Source organism: Pantoea sp. X-Soil-ISGK-259 (assembly GCF_059730705.1).
Genome location: NZ_AP035986.1, coordinates 3,616,153 through 3,632,674, shown reverse-complemented (window position 1 = coordinate 3,632,674; position 16,522 = coordinate 3,616,153). Strand labels below are relative to the sequence as shown.

General features: G+C 50.7%; 28 protein-coding genes. 25 read left to right on the top strand and 3 right to left on the bottom strand.

Annotation, left to right across the window (positions count from 1 at the left end; all coding sequences use genetic code 11):
- The first annotated feature begins 4 nt into the window (after window positions 1–4).
- The 25 genes from rpsC (at window position 5) to AC6I77_RS17190 (ending at window position 13,328) form a co-directional block, all read left to right on the top strand.
- The gene (gene rpsC / locus AC6I77_RS17310; protein ID WP_008927135.1) at window positions 5–703 is read left to right on the top strand and encodes a 30S ribosomal protein S3; all 699 of its coding nucleotides are present in this window, start codon (window positions 5–7) and stop codon (window positions 701–703) included.
- 12 nt (window positions 704–715) lie between these two features.
- Window positions 716–1,126: a 50S ribosomal protein L16 gene (gene rplP / locus AC6I77_RS17305; protein WP_008927134.1), complete on the top strand. Its 411-nt coding sequence runs from the start codon at window positions 716–718 to the stop codon at window positions 1,124–1,126.
- Complete coding sequence (gene rpmC, locus AC6I77_RS17300; protein ID WP_003850146.1) at window positions 1,126–1,317, top strand: 50S ribosomal protein L29; 192 nt, start codon at window positions 1,126–1,128, stop codon at window positions 1,315–1,317. Before rplP ends, rpmC begins: the two co-directional genes overlap by 1 nt.
- The gene (gene rpsQ, locus AC6I77_RS17295; RefSeq protein ID WP_003850147.1) at window positions 1,317–1,571 is read left to right on the top strand and encodes a 30S ribosomal protein S17; all 255 of its coding nucleotides are present in this window, start codon (window positions 1,317–1,319) and stop codon (window positions 1,569–1,571) included. Before rpmC ends, rpsQ begins: the two co-directional genes overlap by 1 nt.
- 388 nt (window positions 1,572–1,959) lie before the next feature.
- Window positions 1,960–3,312 (top strand): 8-oxoguanine deaminase, encoded by a 1,353-nt coding sequence (locus AC6I77_RS17290; RefSeq protein ID WP_039660528.1) that lies wholly within the window; start codon window positions 1,960–1,962, stop codon window positions 3,310–3,312.
- Window positions 3,313–3,560: 248 nt separating this feature from the next.
- Window positions 3,561–3,932, top strand: a complete 372-nt coding sequence (gene rplN, locus AC6I77_RS17285) for a 50S ribosomal protein L14 (protein WP_006120590.1) — start codon at window positions 3,561–3,563, stop codon at window positions 3,930–3,932.
- A gap of 10 nt (window positions 3,933–3,942) precedes the next feature.
- The gene (gene rplX / locus AC6I77_RS17280; RefSeq protein ID WP_003850150.1) at window positions 3,943–4,257 is read left to right on the top strand and encodes a 50S ribosomal protein L24; all 315 of its coding nucleotides are present in this window, start codon (window positions 3,943–3,945) and stop codon (window positions 4,255–4,257) included.
- Window positions 4,258–4,271: 14 nt separating this feature from the next.
- On the top strand, window positions 4,272–4,811 hold the full coding sequence (rplE, locus tag AC6I77_RS17275) for a 50S ribosomal protein L5 (RefSeq protein ID WP_003850155.1): 540 nt from the start codon (window positions 4,272–4,274) through the stop codon (window positions 4,809–4,811).
- Between the two features lie 14 nt (window positions 4,812–4,825).
- On the top strand, window positions 4,826–5,131 hold the full coding sequence (gene rpsN / locus AC6I77_RS17270; RefSeq protein ID WP_008927132.1) for a 30S ribosomal protein S14: 306 nt from the start codon (window positions 4,826–4,828) through the stop codon (window positions 5,129–5,131).
- 32 nt (window positions 5,132–5,163) lie between these two features.
- Complete coding sequence (rpsH, locus tag AC6I77_RS17265) at window positions 5,164–5,556, top strand: 30S ribosomal protein S8 (protein WP_003850158.1); 393 nt, start codon at window positions 5,164–5,166, stop codon at window positions 5,554–5,556.
- A 13-nt stretch (window positions 5,557–5,569) separates the two neighbouring features.
- Window positions 5,570–6,103, top strand: a complete 534-nt coding sequence (gene rplF, locus AC6I77_RS17260) for a 50S ribosomal protein L6 (RefSeq protein ID WP_003850161.1) — start codon at window positions 5,570–5,572, stop codon at window positions 6,101–6,103.
- A 9-nt stretch (window positions 6,104–6,112) separates the two neighbouring features.
- Entirely contained in the window at window positions 6,113–6,466 is a 354-nt protein-coding gene (rplR, locus tag AC6I77_RS17255) for a 50S ribosomal protein L18 (protein ID WP_003850163.1), read from the top strand.
- A 14-nt stretch (window positions 6,467–6,480) separates the two neighbouring features.
- Window positions 6,481–6,981 carry a 30S ribosomal protein S5 gene (gene rpsE / locus AC6I77_RS17250; RefSeq protein WP_003850164.1) on the top strand — a complete coding sequence of 167 codons (501 nt, stop codon included), beginning with the start codon at window positions 6,481–6,483 and terminating at the stop codon, window positions 6,979–6,981.
- A gap of 5 nt (window positions 6,982–6,986) precedes the next feature.
- Window positions 6,987–7,166 carry a 50S ribosomal protein L30 gene (gene rpmD, locus AC6I77_RS17245; protein WP_003850166.1) on the top strand — a complete coding sequence of 60 codons (180 nt, stop codon included), beginning with the start codon at window positions 6,987–6,989 and terminating at the stop codon, window positions 7,164–7,166.
- A gap of 3 nt (window positions 7,167–7,169) precedes the next feature.
- On the top strand, window positions 7,170–7,604 hold the full coding sequence (gene rplO / locus AC6I77_RS17240; RefSeq protein WP_003850168.1) for a 50S ribosomal protein L15: 435 nt from the start codon (window positions 7,170–7,172) through the stop codon (window positions 7,602–7,604).
- Window positions 7,605–7,611: 7 nt separating this feature from the next.
- Window positions 7,612–8,943, top strand: coding sequence for a preprotein translocase subunit SecY (gene secY, locus AC6I77_RS17235; protein WP_003850175.1), 1,332 nt, complete (start codon window positions 7,612–7,614; stop codon window positions 8,941–8,943).
- Between the two features lie 32 nt (window positions 8,944–8,975).
- Window positions 8,976–9,092, top strand: a complete 117-nt coding sequence (rpmJ, locus tag AC6I77_RS17230; RefSeq protein ID WP_004160566.1) for a 50S ribosomal protein L36 — start codon at window positions 8,976–8,978, stop codon at window positions 9,090–9,092.
- Between the two features lie 146 nt (window positions 9,093–9,238).
- Entirely contained in the window at window positions 9,239–9,595 is a 357-nt protein-coding gene (rpsM, locus tag AC6I77_RS17225; protein ID WP_003850176.1) for a 30S ribosomal protein S13, read from the top strand.
- 16 nt (window positions 9,596–9,611) lie between these two features.
- Window positions 9,612–10,001: a 30S ribosomal protein S11 gene (gene rpsK, locus AC6I77_RS17220; RefSeq protein WP_004160563.1), complete on the top strand. Its 390-nt coding sequence runs from the start codon at window positions 9,612–9,614 to the stop codon at window positions 9,999–10,001.
- A 33-nt stretch (window positions 10,002–10,034) separates the two neighbouring features.
- Entirely contained in the window at window positions 10,035–10,655 is a 621-nt protein-coding gene (gene rpsD / locus AC6I77_RS17215) for a 30S ribosomal protein S4 (RefSeq protein ID WP_008927131.1), read from the top strand.
- Between the two features lie 25 nt (window positions 10,656–10,680).
- Window positions 10,681–11,670 (top strand): DNA-directed RNA polymerase subunit alpha, encoded by a 990-nt coding sequence (locus AC6I77_RS17210; protein ID WP_003850179.1) that lies wholly within the window; start codon window positions 10,681–10,683, stop codon window positions 11,668–11,670.
- A gap of 40 nt (window positions 11,671–11,710) precedes the next feature.
- Window positions 11,711–12,097 (top strand): 50S ribosomal protein L17, encoded by a 387-nt coding sequence (gene rplQ / locus AC6I77_RS17205; protein WP_003850180.1) that lies wholly within the window; start codon window positions 11,711–11,713, stop codon window positions 12,095–12,097.
- A 95-nt stretch (window positions 12,098–12,192) separates the two neighbouring features.
- Window positions 12,193–12,564, top strand: coding sequence for a DnaJ family domain-containing protein (locus AC6I77_RS17200; protein WP_039660531.1), 372 nt, complete (start codon window positions 12,193–12,195; stop codon window positions 12,562–12,564).
- Window positions 12,565–12,981 carry a Zn(2+)-responsive transcriptional regulator gene (zntR, locus tag AC6I77_RS17195; RefSeq protein ID WP_039660532.1) on the top strand — a complete coding sequence of 139 codons (417 nt, stop codon included), beginning with the start codon at window positions 12,565–12,567 and terminating at the stop codon, window positions 12,979–12,981. It begins immediately after the preceding gene.
- Window positions 12,982–13,040: 59 nt separating this feature from the next.
- Entirely contained in the window at window positions 13,041–13,328 is a 288-nt protein-coding gene (locus AC6I77_RS17190) for an alternative ribosome-rescue factor A (protein WP_008927129.1), read from the top strand.
- On the opposite strand, the gene mscL is transcribed toward AC6I77_RS17190, so the two are convergent.
- The 3 genes from mscL to rsmB form a co-directional block, all read right to left on the bottom strand.
- Window positions 13,275–13,685, bottom strand: a complete 411-nt coding sequence (gene mscL / locus AC6I77_RS17185; protein ID WP_039660534.1) for a large-conductance mechanosensitive channel protein MscL — start codon at window positions 13,683–13,685, stop codon at window positions 13,275–13,277. The two genes, AC6I77_RS17190 and mscL, sit on opposite strands and share 54 nt — an antisense overlap.
- A gap of 124 nt (window positions 13,686–13,809) precedes the next feature.
- A complete protein-coding gene (gene trkA, locus AC6I77_RS17180) occupies window positions 13,810–15,186 on the bottom strand; it encodes a Trk system potassium transporter TrkA (RefSeq protein ID WP_008927128.1) in 1,377 nt (458 codons plus the stop codon).
- 18 nt (window positions 15,187–15,204) lie between these two features.
- Window positions 15,205–16,506 carry a 16S rRNA (cytosine(967)-C(5))-methyltransferase RsmB gene (rsmB, locus tag AC6I77_RS17175; protein WP_003852352.1) on the bottom strand — a complete coding sequence of 434 codons (1,302 nt, stop codon included), beginning with the start codon at window positions 16,504–16,506 and terminating at the stop codon, window positions 15,205–15,207.
- Window positions 16,507–16,522: the final 16 nt, after the last annotated feature.

Genomic DNA, 16,522 nt, shown 5'->3' with positions numbered 1-16,522 from the left:
AGCAATGGGTCAGAAAGTACATCCTAATGGTATTCGCCTGGGTATTGTAAAACCATGGAACTCTACCTGGTTTGCGAACACCAATGAATTCGCTGACAACCTGGACAGCGATTTTAAAGTACGTCAGTTCCTGACTAAGGAACTGGCTAAAGCATCTGTCTCTCGTATCGTTATCGAGCGTCCTGCGAAGAGCATCCGTGTGACTATTCACACCGCTCGTCCGGGCATCGTCATCGGTAAGAAAGGCGAAGATGTAGAAAAACTGCGCACGGTCGTCGCGAAAATCGCTGGCGTTCCTGCACAGATTAATATCGCCGAAGTCCGCAAGCCGGAACTGGACGCGAAACTGGTAGCTGACAGCATCACTTCACAGCTGGAGCGTCGTGTGATGTTCCGTCGTGCTATGAAGCGTGCGGTTCAGAACGCCATGCGTCTTGGCGCGAAGGGTATTAAAGTCGAAGTTAGCGGCCGTCTGGGTGGCGCCGAGATCGCACGTACCGAATGGTATCGTGAAGGTCGCGTGCCATTGCACACACTGCGTGCTGACATTGACTACAACACCTCTGAAGCGCACACCACTTATGGTGTAATCGGCGTTAAGGTATGGATCTTCAAAGGTGAGATCCTGGGTGGTATGGCTGCTGTTGAACAACCGGAACCGGCTGCTCAACCTAAAAAGCAGCAGCGTAAAGGCCGTAAGTAAGGAGAGTCGCTGATGTTACAACCAAAGCGTACGAAATTCCGTAAGGTGCACAAAGGCCGTAACCGCGGTCTGGCTGCGGGTACGGATGTCAGCTTCGGTACTTTCGGTCTGAAAGCTGTTGGCCGTGGTCGTCTGACTGCTCGTCAGATCGAAGCAGCACGTCGTGCTATGACCCGTGCAGTTAAGCGTCAAGGTAAGATCTGGATCCGAGTATTCCCGGACAAACCGATCACCGAGAAGCCGCTGGAAGTGCGTATGGGTAAAGGTAAGGGTAACGTAGAGTATTGGGTTGCCCTGATCCAGCCTGGTAAAGTCCTGTATGAAATGGACGGCGTACCAGAAGAGCTGGCCCGTGAAGCATTCAAGCTGGCAGCAGCAAAACTGCCTATCAAAACCACCTTTGTAACTAAGACGGTGATGTAATGAAAGCAACAGAGCTGCGTGAAAAAAGCGTTGAAGAGCTGAACACTGAGCTGCTTAATCTGCTGCGTGAGCAATTTAACCTGCGCATGCAGGCAGCATCTGGCCAACTGCAGCAGACCCATCTGCTGAAACAGGTGCGCCGTGATGTTGCACGCGTTAAGACTTTACTGACTGAGAAGGCGGGTTCGTAATGACCGATAAAATCCGTACTCTGCAGGGTCGTGTAGTAAGTGACAAAATGCAGAAATCTGCAGTTGTTGCTATCGAACGTTTTGTGAAACACCCGATCTACGGCAAATTCATCAAACGTACGACTAAGCTGCACATCCATGACGAGAACAATGAATGTGGAATTGGTGACGTGGTAGAAATCCGCGAATGCCGTCCACTGTCCAAGACTAAATCCTGGACCCTGGTTCGCGTAATCGAGAAAGCGGTTCTGTAATAAGAATTGTTTTTTCTGAGAAACCCTCTGCTTCGGCAGGGGGTTTTTTTTTGCCTGGTATCTCGCCTGTTCCATTCATGCCAGTGGTTGTACAAGTCTGAGAGCGTTCACAAATTTAACGGGGAGCCCGTGGGTCCTGCGGTTCATCAGTCAATGCGACCTGAAAATGCCACACGGGAGCGAGCGGTTTATCATCGCCAGGGAAGTGATGAGTCTTGAAAATGGAGAGTCATGATTGATTGTGTCGGCTACCGTTGAACGTTTTCACCGTTCACCGCACTACCTGTCACCCCAGCAACTGTCACTGCACTGCCTGCTATTGTCTCAGCCAAAAACTTGCCGCTAATATCGGATAGCACATAACCACTGACAACCCACAGGCAAGTTTATGACACGAACGCTGTTACTGAAGAATGCCGACTATGTGGTCTGCATGGATGCTGACCGTCAGGAAATACGACACGCCAGTATTTTGATAAAAGGAAATCAAATTGCTGCGGTTGGAGAAGCAGACTCATTACCTGATAACGCCGACGAGGTGATTGATCTCCAGGGACACATTGTTATTCCAGGCCTGATCAATACGCATCACCATATGTACCAGAGCCTGACCCGCGCTATTCCTGCGGTGCAAAATGGTGAACTGTTCAACTGGCTGACTCACCTCTATCCACTGTGGCAGAATTTAACGCCCGGGATGATTCAGGTGTCAACGCAGGTCTCAATGGCCGAGCTGATCCTCTCCGGCTGCACCACCACCAGTGACCACCTCTATGTTTACCCTAATGGTTGTAAGCTTGACGACAGCATTGAAGCCGCATCCTTAATGGGTATGCGTTTCCATGCGAGCCGGGGCAGCATGAGTGTCGGTCAATCCCAGGGTGGCCTGCCGCCCGATTCGCTGGTTGAGAGTGAAGCAGCCATTCTGAAGGATACGCAGCGGGTGATTGAGCGCTATCACGATGACAGCTATGGCTCGATGCTACGCATTGTGGTTGCGCCATGTTCACCGTTCTCGGTCAGCCGTGAGCTGATGAAGCAATCCGCAGCACTGGCACGCAGCTTCAACGTCTCTCTGCATACGCATCTGGCGGAGAATGACAGTGATATCCAATATAGCCGCGAAAAGTTCAACATGACACCCGCGCAGTATGTTGAAGACCTCGGCTGGGTAGGCCCGGATGTCTGGCATGCACACTGCGTCAAACTGGATCAGCCCGGTATTGAGTTATTTGCGCGTACAGGGACAGGTATCGCGCACTGTCCGTGCTCAAACATGCGTCTCGGCTCGGGCATTGCGCCGATAAGGCACATGTGCGATGCCGGAGTACATGTCGGTTTGGGGGTGGATGGTTCTGCCTCCAATGACAGCGCAGATATGATGGCAGAAGTACGTCAGGCCATGCTGCTGCAACGCGTGGGGTTCGGCCCGGATGCGATGACGGCGCGTCAGGCACTCGAACTGGCGACGCTGGGGGGAGCAAAAGTGCTGAATCGCAATGACGTGGGCGCTATTGCGCCGGGCATGATGGCTGATTTGGCTATTTTTGACCTCAATCGCATTGGTCTTGCCGGGGCAGGGCACGATCCCGTTGCTGCGCTGGTATTCTGTAATCCCGGCCAGGTCGCTTACAGCATCATTAACGGTAAAGTCAGGGTGCGTAACGGAGAACTGGCCGGAATTGACCTGCCAGCCGTACTGCGTCAGCATAACCAACTAGCCAGAAAGCTGGTTGATTGAGTCAGAAGGGCACTTAATTTGGAAGGCGACGAAAAATAAGGCAGATTACATTTGCTACTGTTCGCACTATTCCCTAGAATACGCCCTCCCTGTCATCAGGGAAAATCAGCGGCTCGATTGAGAGCCGTTTATTTTTTCTACCCATCTGTGAGAACCGGTGTTACAATGCCGCGCCCTCAATTATGGGGCTTTCTAACGACCTGAGGTTTAGGTCCCGAAGTAGTAGTTGACATTAGCGGAGCACTAAAATGATCCAAGAACAGACTATGCTGAACGTCGCCGACAACTCCGGTGCACGTCGCGTAATGTGTATCAAGGTTCTGGGTGGCTCGCACCGTCGCTACGCAGGCGTCGGTGACATCATCAAAGTTACCATCAAGGAAGCAATTCCTCGTGGTAAAGTCAAAAAAGGTGATGTCCTGAAGGCGGTAGTGGTGCGCACCAGGAAGGGTGTTCGTCGCCCGGACGGTTCTGTCATTCGCTTCGATGGTAATGCATGCGTTATTCTGAACAATAACAGTGAGCAGCCTATCGGTACGCGTATTTTTGGGCCGGTAACTCGTGAACTTCGTACTGAAAAGTTCATGAAAATTATCTCTCTGGCACCAGAAGTACTCTAAGGAGCGAACAATGGCAGCTAAAATCCGTCGTAACGACGAAGTTATCGTGTTAACCGGTAAAGATAAAGGTAAGCGCGGTAAAGTTAAGAATGTCCTGTCTTCTGGTAAGGTCATCGTTGAAGGTATCAACCTGGTTAAGAAACATCAGAAGCCGGTCCCGGCCCTGAACCAACCAGGCGGCATCGTTGAAAAAGAAGCTGCTATTCAGGTTTCTAACGTTGCACTGTTCAACGCGGCAACTGGTAAGGCTGACCGTGTAGGCTTTAGATTCGAAGACGGCAAAAAAGTCCGTTTCTTCAAGTCTAACAGCGAAACTATCAAGTAATTTGGAGTAGTACGATGGCGAAACTGCATGATTACTACAAAGACGAAGTAGTCCAGAAACTCATGACAGAGTTTGGCTACAATTCTGTCATGCAAGTCCCTCGGGTCGAGAAGATCACCCTGAACATGGGTGTTGGTGAAGCGATCGCTGACAAGAAACTGCTGGATAACGCAGCAGCTGACCTGGCAGCAATCTCCGGTCAAAAACCGCTGGTCACCAAAGCACGCAAATCAGTTGCAGGCTTCAAAATCCGTCAGGGCTATCCGATCGGCTGTAAAGTAACTCTGCGTGGCGAGCGCATGTGGGAGTTCTTTGAGCGTCTGGTCACCATTGCTGTTCCACGTATCCGTGACTTCCGTGGCTTGTCCGCTAAGTCATTCGATGGTCGTGGCAACTACAGCATGGGTGTACGTGAGCAGATCATCTTCCCAGAAATCGACTACGACAAAGTCGATCGCGTTCGTGGTTTGGATATCACCATTACCACTACTGCGAAATCTGATGATGAAGGCCGTGCTCTGCTGGCTGCCTTTGACTTCCCGTTCCGTAAGTAAGGTAGGGTTACTTAATGGCTAAGCAATCTATGAAAGCACGCGAAGTTAAGCGTGCAAAATTAGCAGACAAATTCTTCGCTAAACGCGCTGAACTGAAAGCGATCATCTCTGATGTGAACGCTTCCGACGAAGATCGTTGGGATGCTGTTCTGAAGCTGCAGAGTCTGCCGCGTGATTCCAGCCCTTCGCGTCAGCGTAACCGCTGCCGTCAAACAGGTCGTCCGCACGGTTTCCTGCGGAAGTTTGGGTTGAGCCGTATCAAGGTCCGCGAAGCCGCCATGCGCGGTGAAATCCCGGGCCTGAAAAAGGCTAGCTGGTAATTGTCACCAATTGAATCACGGGAGTAACACAGATGAGCATGCAAGATCCGATCGCGGATATGCTGACCCGTATCCGTAACGGTCAGGCCGCAAACAAAGTTGCGGTCACCATGCCTTCCTCCAAGCTGAAATTGGCAATTGCCAACGTTCTGAAGGAAGAAGGATATATTGAAGATTTCAAAATCGAAGGCGACATCAAGCTGGAACTGGAACTTACTCTCAAGTATTTCCAGGGCAAAGCTGTTGTAGAAAGCATTCAGCGAGTAAGCCGTCCTGGTCTGCGCATCTATAAGAAAAAAGATGAGCTGCCAAAGGTAATGGCCGGTATGGGCATCGCTGTAGTTTCTACATCTAAAGGTGTCATGACTGATCGTGCAGCGCGCCAGGCAGGTCTTGGTGGCGAAATTATCTGCTACGTAGCGTAATCGGAGGATACATATGTCTCGTGTTGCTAAAGCACCTGTCGTTGTTCCTGCCGGCGTAGAGGTAAAACTCAACGGTCAGGTAATTTCGATTAAAGGTAAAAACGGCGAGCTGACTCGTACTATCAATGATGCTGTTGAAGTTAAGCATGCTGACAACGCTCTGACTTTCGCTCCGCGCGAAGGTTTCGTTGACGGCTGGGCGCAGGCGGGTACTTCTCGCGCGCTGCTGAACGCAATGGTTATCGGTGTTACCGAAGGCTTCACTAAGAAGCTGCAGCTGGTTGGTGTAGGTTATCGTGCAGCCGTTAAAGGCGACGTGGTCAACCTGTCTCTGGGCTTTTCTCATCCAGTCGATCACCAGCTGCCCGCGGGTATCACTGCAGAATGTCCAACTCAGACTGAGATCGTGCTGAAAGGCGCTGATAAACAGCTGATTGGTCAGGTTGCAGCGGACCTGCGCGCCTACCGTCGTCCTGAGCCTTATAAAGGCAAGGGTGTCCGTTACGCCGACGAAGTCGTGCGTACCAAAGAGGCTAAGAAGAAGTAAGGTAACACTATGGATAAGAAATCTGCTCGTATCCGTCGTGCGACCCGTGCACGTCGCAAGCTCAAAGAGCTGGGTGCTACTCGCCTGGTGGTACATCGTACCCCGCGTCATATTTACGCACAGGTAATCGCCCCGAACGGTTCCGAAGTTCTGGTCGCTGCTTCTACTGTAGAAAAAGCTATCACTGAACAACTGAAGTATACCGGTAATAAAGAAGCCGCAGCTGCAGTAGGTAAAGCTATCGCAGAACGCGCAATCGAAAAAGGCATCACTGGTGTTTCTTTCGACCGTTCCGGTTTCCAATATCATGGTCGCGTCCAGGCACTGGCAGATGCTGCCCGTGAAGCTGGCCTTCAGTTCTAAGGTAGAGGTCTAAGATGGCACACATCGAGAAACAAGCTGGCGAACTGCAGGAAAAACTGATCGCGGTAAACCGTGTTTCTAAAACTGTTAAAGGTGGTCGTATCTTCTCCTTCACAGCACTGACTGTGGTAGGCGATGGTAATGGTCGCGTAGGTTTTGGTTACGGTAAAGCGCGTGAAGTTCCAGCAGCGATCCAGAAAGCGATGGAGAAAGCCCGTCGCAACATGGTTAACGTCGCGCTGACCAACGGCACCCTGCAGCACCCAGTTAAAGGTGCACACACGGGTTCCCGCGTGTTCATGCAGCCGGCTTCAGAAGGTACCGGTATTATTGCCGGTGGTGCAATGCGCGCCGTTCTGGAAGTCGCTGGAGTTCATAACGTACTGGCAAAAGCGTATGGTTCTACAAACCCGATTAACGTGGTTCGTGCAACTATCGATGGCCTGGGCAATATGAAATCTCCGGAAATGGTCGCTGCTAAGCGTGGTAAATCCGTTGAAGAAATTCTGGGGTAATCACGATGGCTAAGACTATTAAAATCACTCAAACCCGTAGTTCAATCGGCCGCTTGCCTAAGCATAAAGCCACTCTGGTTGGCCTGGGTCTGCGTCGTATTGGCCACACCGTTGAGCGTGAAGACACGCCAGCAGTACGCGGTATGGTCAACGCGGTTTCCTATATGGTTAAAGTGGAGGAGTAAGAGATGCGTTTAAATACTCTGTCTCCGGCCGAAGGGTCTAAGCACGCTACCAAGCGTCTGGGTCGTGGTATCGGTTCTGGCCTCGGAAAAACCGGTGGTCGTGGTCACAAAGGTCAGAACTCACGTTCTGGCGGTGGCGTACGTCGCGGTTTCGAAGGTGGTCAGATGCCTCTGTACCGTCGTCTGCCGAAGTTCGGTTTCACCTCTCGCAAAGCAATGATCACCACAGAGATTCGTCTGTCTGATCTGGCGAAAGTTGAAGGCGGTATCGTCGACCTGAACGCGCTGAAAGCAGCCAACATTGTCGGTGTTCAGATTGAATTCGTTAAAGTAATTCTGTCTGGTGAAGTTTCTACACCGGTAACGGTTCGCGGTCTGCGTGTCACCAAAGGTGCACGTGCTGCAATCGAAGCTGCTGGCGGTAAAATCGAGGAATAAGTAGCAGATGGCTAAACAACCGGGATTAGATTTTCAAAGTGCCAAAGGTGGCTTTGGTGAGCTGAAACGCAGACTGCTGTTTGTAATCGGCGCACTCATTGTCTTCCGTATTGGCTCTTTTATTCCAATCCCTGGTATTGATGCCACTGTACTTGCCAAACTGCTTGAGCAACAGCGTGGCACCATCATTGAAATGTTTAACATGTTCTCTGGTGGTGCTCTCAGCCGTGCTTCTATTTTCGCACTGGGCATCATGCCGTATATTTCGGCATCGATTATTATCCAGTTATTAACGGTGGTTCATCCAGCGTTAGCGGAAATTAAGAAAGAAGGGGAGGCTGGCCGTCGTAAGATTAGCCAGTACACCCGATACGGTACGTTGGTATTGGCCATATTCCAGTCGATCGGTATTGCTACCGGTCTGCCGAATATGCCAGGGATGCAAGGCCTGGTAATGAATCCAGGCTTTGCTTTCTACTTTACCGCTGTTGTGAGTCTGGTCTCGGGAACGATGTTCCTGATGTGGCTGGGCGAACAGATTACTGAACGTGGTATCGGTAACGGTATTTCGATCATTATCTTCGCAGGTATTGTTGCGGGTCTCCCGCCGGCCATTGGCCATACCATCGAGCAAGCGCGGCAAGGCGACCTGCACTTCCTTCTGTTGCTGTTGGTTGCAGTACTCGTATTCGCAGTGACCTTCTTTGTTATCTTCGTTGAACGTGGTCAACGCCGCATTGTGGTGAACTACGCAAAACGTCAGCAGGGTCGTCGCGTTTACGCTGCACAGAGCACACATTTACCGTTGAAAGTGAACATGGCGGGTGTTATTCCAGCTATCTTCGCTTCCAGCATTATTCTGTTCCCGGCAACGATTGCATCGTGGTTTGGGGGCGGTACCGGTTGGAACTGGCTGACAACAATTTCGCTGTATTTGCAGCCAGGACAGCCGCTTTATGTGCTACTCTATGCGACTGCAATCATCTTCTTCTGTTTCTTCTATACGGCGTTGGTTTTCAACCCACGTGAAACAGCAGATAACCTGAAGAAGTCTGGTGCATTCGTACCGGGAATTCGTCCGGGAGAGCAAACGGCGAAGTATATTGATAAAGTAATGACGCGACTGACCTTAATCGGCGCCCTGTACATTACGTTTATCTGCCTTATCCCGGAGTTCATGCGTGATGCGATGAAGGTTCCCTTCTACTTTGGCGGTACGTCACTGCTTATCGTAGTTGTCGTCATCATGGACTTTATGGCTCAAGTGCAAACTCTGATGATGTCAAGTCAGTACGAGTCGGCACTGAAGAAAGCTAACCTGAAAGGCTACGGCCGTTAATTCAGTTGGTTGAGAAGTTACGGAGAGTAAAAATGAAAGTTCGTGCTTCCGTCAAGAAATTATGTCGTAACTGCAAAATCATTCGTCGCGACGGTGTCGTCCGTGTGATTTGTAGCGCCGAGCCTAAGCATAAACAGCGCCAAGGCTGATTTTGTCACATATTTTTCTTGCAAAGTCGGGTTGAGCTGGCTAGATTAGCCAGCCAATCTTTTGTATGTCAGTGCGTTTCCATTTGAGTATCCTGAAAACGGGCTTTTCAGCATGGGACGTGCTTGTTTAATTATAGGAGTGCATAGTGGCCCGTATAGCAGGCATTAACATTCCTGATCAAAAACATACCGTTATCGCATTAACTTCGATCTTCGGTATCGGTAAAACCCGTTCAAAAGCCATCTGCGCTTCAACGGGTATTGCTGAAAATGTTAAGATCAGTGAGCTGTCTGAAGAACAAATTGATCAGCTGCGTGATGCAGTTGCGAAATTCGTTGTAGAAGGTGATCTGCGCCGTGAAATCACCCTGAGCATCAAGCGTCTTATGGACCTTGGTTGCTACCGTGGTTTGCGCCATCGTCGTGGTCTTCCGGTTCGCGGTCAGCGTACTAAGACCAACGCACGTACCCGTAAGGGTCCGCGTAAACCGATCAAGAAATAATCGGGGTGAGTAAATAATGGCAAAGGCACCAGTTCGTGCACGCAAGCGTGTAAGAAAACAAGTCTCAGATGGCGTGGCTCATGTCCATGCTTCTTTTAACAACACCATCGTTACCATTACTGATCGTCAGGGTAACGCACTGGGTTGGGCAACCGCCGGTGGTTCCGGTTTCCGCGGTTCACGTAAATCCACTCCGTTTGCTGCTCAGGTCGCTGCAGAGCGCTGTGCAGAAGCGGTAAAAGATTACGGAATTAAGAACCTGGAAGTTATGGTAAAGGGTCCGGGTCCAGGACGCGAATCTACGATTCGTGCTTTGAACGCCGCTGGTTTCCGCATCACTAATATTACTGATGTGACTCCGATCCCTCATAACGGTTGTCGTCCGCCGAAAAAACGTCGCGTATAACGCCCGTTTTTTTAGGATAGTTGGAGAAAGAAAATGGCAAGATATTTGGGTCCTAAGCTCAAGCTGAGCCGTCGTGAGGGCACTGACTTATTCCTTAAGTCTGGCGTTCGCGCGATTGATTCCAAGTGTAAGATTGAACAAGCCCCTGGTCAGCATGGTGCGCGTAAACCGCGTCTGTCTGATTACGGCGGTCAGTTACGTGAAAAGCAGAAAGTTCGTCGTATCTACGGCGTGCTGGAGCGTCAGTTCCGTAACTATTATAAAGAAGCAGCTCGTCTGAAAGGCAACACCGGTGAAAACCTGTTGGCTCTGCTGGAAGGTCGTCTGGACAACGTAGTTTATCGTATGGGCTTTGGTGCCACTCGTGCAGAAGCACGTCAGCTGGTGAGCCATAAGTCTGTTCTGGTAAATGGCCGCGTTGTTAACATCGCTTCTTATCAGGTATCTCCGAATGATGTCGTTAGCATCCGTGAGAAAGCCAAAAAGCAATCTCGCGTGAAGGCCGCTCTGGAGCTGGCTGAGCAGCGTGAAAAGCCAACCTGGCTGGAAGTTGATGCGACTAAGATGGAAGGTGTGTTCAAGCGTATTCCTGAACGTACTGATCTGTCTGCGGACATTAACGAACACCTGATCGTCGAGCTTTACTCCAAGTAAGGCTTAGTACCAAAGAGAGGACACAATGCAGGGTTCTGTGACAGAGTTTCTAAAACCGCGCCTGGTAGATATCGAGCAAGTGAGTTCGACGCACGCCAAGGTGACCCTTGAGCCTTTAGAGCGTGGCTTTGGCCATACTCTTGGTAACGCACTGCGCCGTATTCTGCTTTCATCCATGCCGGGTTGCGCGGTGACCGAGGTTGAAATTGATGGTGTACTTCATGAGTACAGCACCAAAGAGGGCGTACAGGAAGATATCCTGGAAATCCTGCTCAACCTGAAAGGGCTGGCGGTAAGAGTTCAGGGTAAAGATGAAGTTATTCTGACCCTGAATAAATCTGGCATTGGCCCTGTGACTGCAGCCGACATTACCCATGATGGTGATGTCGAAATCGTCAAGCCTCAGCATGTCATTTGCCATCTGACCGATGAGAACGCTGCTATCAGCATGCGTATCAAAGTTCAGCGTGGACGTGGCTATGTGCCGGCTTCTGCCCGAATTCATTCGGAAGAAGATGAGCGCCCAATCGGCCGCCTGTTAGTTGACGCTTGCTACAGCCCTGTAGACCGTATCGCCTACAATGTTGAAGCAGCGCGTGTAGAGCAGCGCACCGACCTGGACAAGCTGGTCATCGAAATGGAAACCAACGGCACAATCGATCCTGAAGAGGCGATTCGTCGTGCGGCAACCATTCTGGCTGAACAACTTGAAGCTTTCGTTGACTTACGTGATGTACGTCAGCCGGAAGTTAAAGAAGAGAAACCAGAATTCGATCCGATCCTGCTGCGCCCTGTTGACGATCTGGAATTGACTGTCCGCTCTGCTAACTGCCTTAAGGCAGAAGCTATCCACTACATCGGTGATCTGGTACAGCGTACCGAGGTTGAGCTGCTTAAAACGCCTAACCTTGGTAAAAAATCTCTTACCGAGATTAAAGATGTGCTGGCTTCGCGTGGTCTTTCTCTGGGCATGCGCCTTGAGAACTGGCCGCCAGCAAGCATTGCTGATGAATAATCAGATCACAGGTTAAGGTTTCACTGAGAAGGATAAGGTCATGCGCCATCGTAAGAGTGGTCGTCAACTGAACCGCAACAGCAGCCATCGTCAGGCTATGTTCCGCAACATGGCCGGTTCTCTGGTTCGTCATGAGATCATCAAAACGACTCTGCCGAAAGCCAAAGAACTGCGTCGCGTAGTTGAGCCGCTGATTACTCTTGCCAAGACCGACAGCGTAGCTAATCGTCGTCTGGCATTCGCCCGTACTCGTGATAACGAGATCGTGGCAAAACTGTTTAATGAGTTAGGCCCGCGTTTCGCGAGCCGTGCCGGTGGTTACACTCGTATTCTGAAGTGTGGCTTCCGTGCTGGTGACAACGCTCCGATGGCTTACATCGAGCTCGTTGATCGTCCAGAAGCTCAAGCAGAAGCAGCTGCAGAGTAATCTGTAGCAACGTAAAAAACCCGCTTCGGCGGGTTTTTTATTGCCTGCAATTTATTACCTTAGAACGTAGTCTTTCATGTTCAAAGGAGCTAACTATGTGGCTGGTTGATGAACTTGCTGAACAGCATATCAAAGCAGCGTTAGAAAAAGGCGAGCTGAGTAATCTTCCTGGCTCAGGTAAGCCACTGCAGCTGGATGATGACAGCCATGTTCCGCCCGAATTAAGAGCAGGTTACCGGTTGCTCAAAAATTCAGGATTTCTGCCGCCTGAACTTGAGTTAAGACGCGAAGCCATGGAAGTTAACGATCTTATTTGTCAGCTCGATCCTGCCGATCCCCGATATCAGGATCAGCGTAATCGACTTCAGGTGCTGACACTGAGATTACGCCAGGCTGGAATGAGCACCGATTTTCTTCATGGCCGTTATGCCGCAGCCATCCACAATCATTTCCGTGAGGAGAAGTAAATGTTTCGCATTGGCCAGCTAGCTAAGCTTGCAGATGTCACGCCAGACACGATTCGCTTCTATGAAAAACAACAGATGATGGATCATGATGGTCGGACAGAAGGCGGTTTTCGACTTTATAGCGAGAGTGATCTTCAGCGTCTGAAATTTATTCGCTACGGGCGCAAACTCGGCTTTAGCCTTGAAGCCATCAGAGAGCTGCTCTCGATCCGGGTCGATCCTGTGCATCACACCTGTCAGGAATCAAAAGCGATCGTTGAAAAACGGCTGAATGAAGTTGCTCAAATGATCGCAGAATTAGAAACGATGCAGCGTTCTCTGCGACATCTCTCGGATGCCTGTTGTGGAGACAGCCACACTAGCGTTTCGTGCTCAATTCTTGAGGCACTGGAGCGGGGAGAGGCTTTAAGCAAATAAGGATATTGTTATTTTGCTGCAAAAGAATAAAGTATCAGGCCTTATAAACAGGAGGCATCATGAGTAAATATCAGCACACCAAAGGGCAAATTCGCGACAACGCGATTCAGGCCCTCTTACACGACCCGTTATTTCGGCAGCGCATCGAGCAGAAGCAAAAGGGTAAAGGCAGTTTTAAACGGAAAGAGAAACATGGAAAGGGGACGGGATGGGAGGGCAGTGATAAGAAAGCGTCTTATCACTGCCCTTCTGCTTTTACGGTTAAAAAAACCGCCTGTGCGGCGGCTTATCAACTATACCCGCGTGTTTTGCTGTTTAAGCAGATCGCGGATTTCAGTCAGCAGTAATTCTTCGCTCGTTGGTTTCGCAACGGGCTTTTCAACTTCCTTTTTCTTATACAGACGGTTCATTAACTTGATCGCCATGAAGATTGCGAAAGCGATGATGACGAAATCGAAGATGGTCTGAAGGAAGATACCGTATTGCATTACAACGGCTGGCGCATCACCAACTGCGGGCTTAAGTACCCACTGGAATGATTTAAAGTCGACACCACCGATCAGCAAGCCCAATGGTGGCATAATGATGTTGGCGACCAGCGATGAAACGATTTTCCCGAAGGCCGCACCGATGATAACACCGACGGCGAGATCCATCACATTACCGCGCATCGCGAAATCGCGAAACTCTTTGATTAAACTCATACTTATCTCCTTGCCTAAGCCAATGCCATAAAGTTTAACAAACCTTACTGTTTTTGCCATCAACTCAGCGATTTAAGCGGCACTTTCACGCGTCTCGTACTTTTTATGCCTGTAAATGCGGCATTTACAGGAAAAATGGACTCGGCTGAAAGAGACGTTCAACGTCTGAGACAAATTTCTTGTCGGTGAGGAACATGATGACATGATCTCCTTGTTCAATACGCAGATTATCATTGGCAATCATCACATCGTCACCGCGAACCACTGCGCCGATAATGGTCCCTGGCGGTAATTTGATATCATCAATTGAACGGCCGACCACGCGTGAAGTGGATTCGTCACCATGCGCTATTGCTTCGATTGCCTCTGCAATACCGCGTCGCAGTGACGATACACCCACGATATCTGCTTTGCGCACATGGCCCAGCAGAGCAGAGATAGTGGCCTGCTGAGGTGAAATAGCAATATCGATGACGCTGCCCTGCACCAGATCGACATACGCACGACGCTGTATAAGCACCATAACTTTCTTCGCCCCCATCTTTTTTGCCAGCATGGCTGACATGATGTTGGCTTCATCATCATTGGTGACGGCAATAAACAGATCAACCTGCTCAACGTGCTCTTCCGCCAGCAACTCCTGATCGGACGCATCGCCATAAAAAACTACCGTGTCATGCAGATGTTCTGCAAGTTCGGCTGCGCGCTGAGCATTACGTTCAATCAGCTTAACGCTGTAATGTTTCTCAAGACGCTGTGCCAGACCGAAACCAATGTTACCGCCACCCACCAGCATAATCCGCTTGTAGGGTTTCTCCAGCCGTTGCATCTCGCTCATTACGGCACGAATGTTCTGGCTGGCGGCGATGAAAAAGACTTCATCACCCGCTTCTACAATGGTTGAGCCCTGCGGACGAATGGGCCGGTCCTGACGAAAGATAGCGGCTACGCGGGTATCGATGTGTGGCATATGCTCACGCATGATGGAGAGCGGATTGCCCACCAGTGGTCCACCATAATAGGCTTTCACCACCGCAAGGCTGACTTTGCCCTCAGCAAAGTTAACCACCTGCAACGCGCCAGGATACTGGATTAAACGGTAGATATTTTCGATGACCAACTGTTCCGGTGAGATCAGGTGATCAATGGGCACCGCTTCAGGAATAAATAACTTGTCCGCATCACGCAGATAGTCGGCCGCGCGAATCCGGGCTATACGGTTCGGCGTATTGAAAAGCGAATAAGCAATCTGACAGGCAATCATGTTGGTTTCGTCGGAGTTGGTAACGGCTACCAGCATGTCGGCATCTTCCGCGCCTGCTTCCCGCAAAATGCGCGGATGAGAACCATGACCCTGCACGACGCGCAGATCGAATTTATCCTGCAGATGACGCAGGCGTGAAGAGTCGGTATCCACCACCGTGATATCGTTGTTTTCACCGACCAGATTTTCTGCCAGGGTACCGCCAACCTGACCTGCGCCCAGAATGATTATTTTCATCGCTTATCAATACTCATCTCAGTTTGTACCCGATTTCTTTATCAGCTTAGCGTAGAAGAAACCATCTCCGCCTTCGGCTTGCGGGAATACCTGTAGGCCATTCGCGAGTGCATCCCTGAGGGGAACGGCTTGTGCATCGTGCTGGCGCTGCAGGAAAGCATCTATCTGCTGATGATTCTCTTCAGGCAGGATGGAACAGGTAGCATAAATCAGCGTACCGCCTGGTTTCAGGTGCGGCCAGACAGCATCAAGAATTTCAGACTGAAGCTTTGCCAGCTCGGCGATATCACGATCGCGACGCAGCCACTTGATGTCTGGATGACGTCGGATCACGCCGGTAGCAGAGCAGGGGGCATCCAGCAGAATTCGGTCAAACTGCCGATCACCGCACCACTGCTGCGGCGTCCGTCCATCACCCTGTTTAACATCTGCTTTCATGCCCAGTCGCTGCAGATTTTCCTCAACGCGTTTAAGGCGCTGTGCATCTACGTCGACGGCCATGACTTCTGCTTCCGGCGCGATTTCGAGAATATGGGTCGTTTTACCGCCGGGTGCAGCACATAGATCCAGAATCTGTTCGCCGTTTTGGGGTTCAAGCAGCAAAGCACAGCGCTGAGCGGACAAATCCTGCACGGTCACCCAACCCTGCCCGAAGCCTGGTAACTGACTGACCGGAGCAGGGGCATCGAGCCGCAGTGCATCCGGCACATCGTCAGCAGGCTGTGCATTCCTGCCACTTTCAGTCAGCAGGGCCAGCCATGCATCACGTTCGTGGTGCTGTTGGTTAACCCGCAACCACATCGGCGGACGCTGGTTATTGGCTTCGACGATCTGCTGCCACTGTTCTGGCCAGGCATGCTGCAATCGCTTTAGCAGCCATCCCGGATGCAGATACCGCTGCGGGCCATCCTGAATGCTGGCGAGCAGCTCTTCGCGCTGGCGCTGAAACTGGCGTAATACACCATTTAATAAGCCTTTCAGGCTGGTGCGCTTCAGGACTTCGGCCCCTGCGACAGTTTCTGCCAGTGCGGCGTGAGCAGGCACGCGTGTATATTCCAGCTGGTAAAGCCCGACCATGATCAGATAGTGCAGAACCCGCTGTTTACCGGTAAGGGGACGCGCCATCAGTTTACCGATTAGCGCTTCAAGCTGCGGTAATGTACGCAACACGCCAAAACAGATCTCCTGCACTAACGCGCTATCTTTGTCAGAGAGTTTTTTCTGAGCGGCAGGCAGTGCCGTGTTCAGGGATTCGCCCTTGTCGACAACGCGCTCAATAAGTTGGGCGGAGAGGCTACGCAGGTTGATTGATTTAGTCATAGGGTTTTGTCATCAA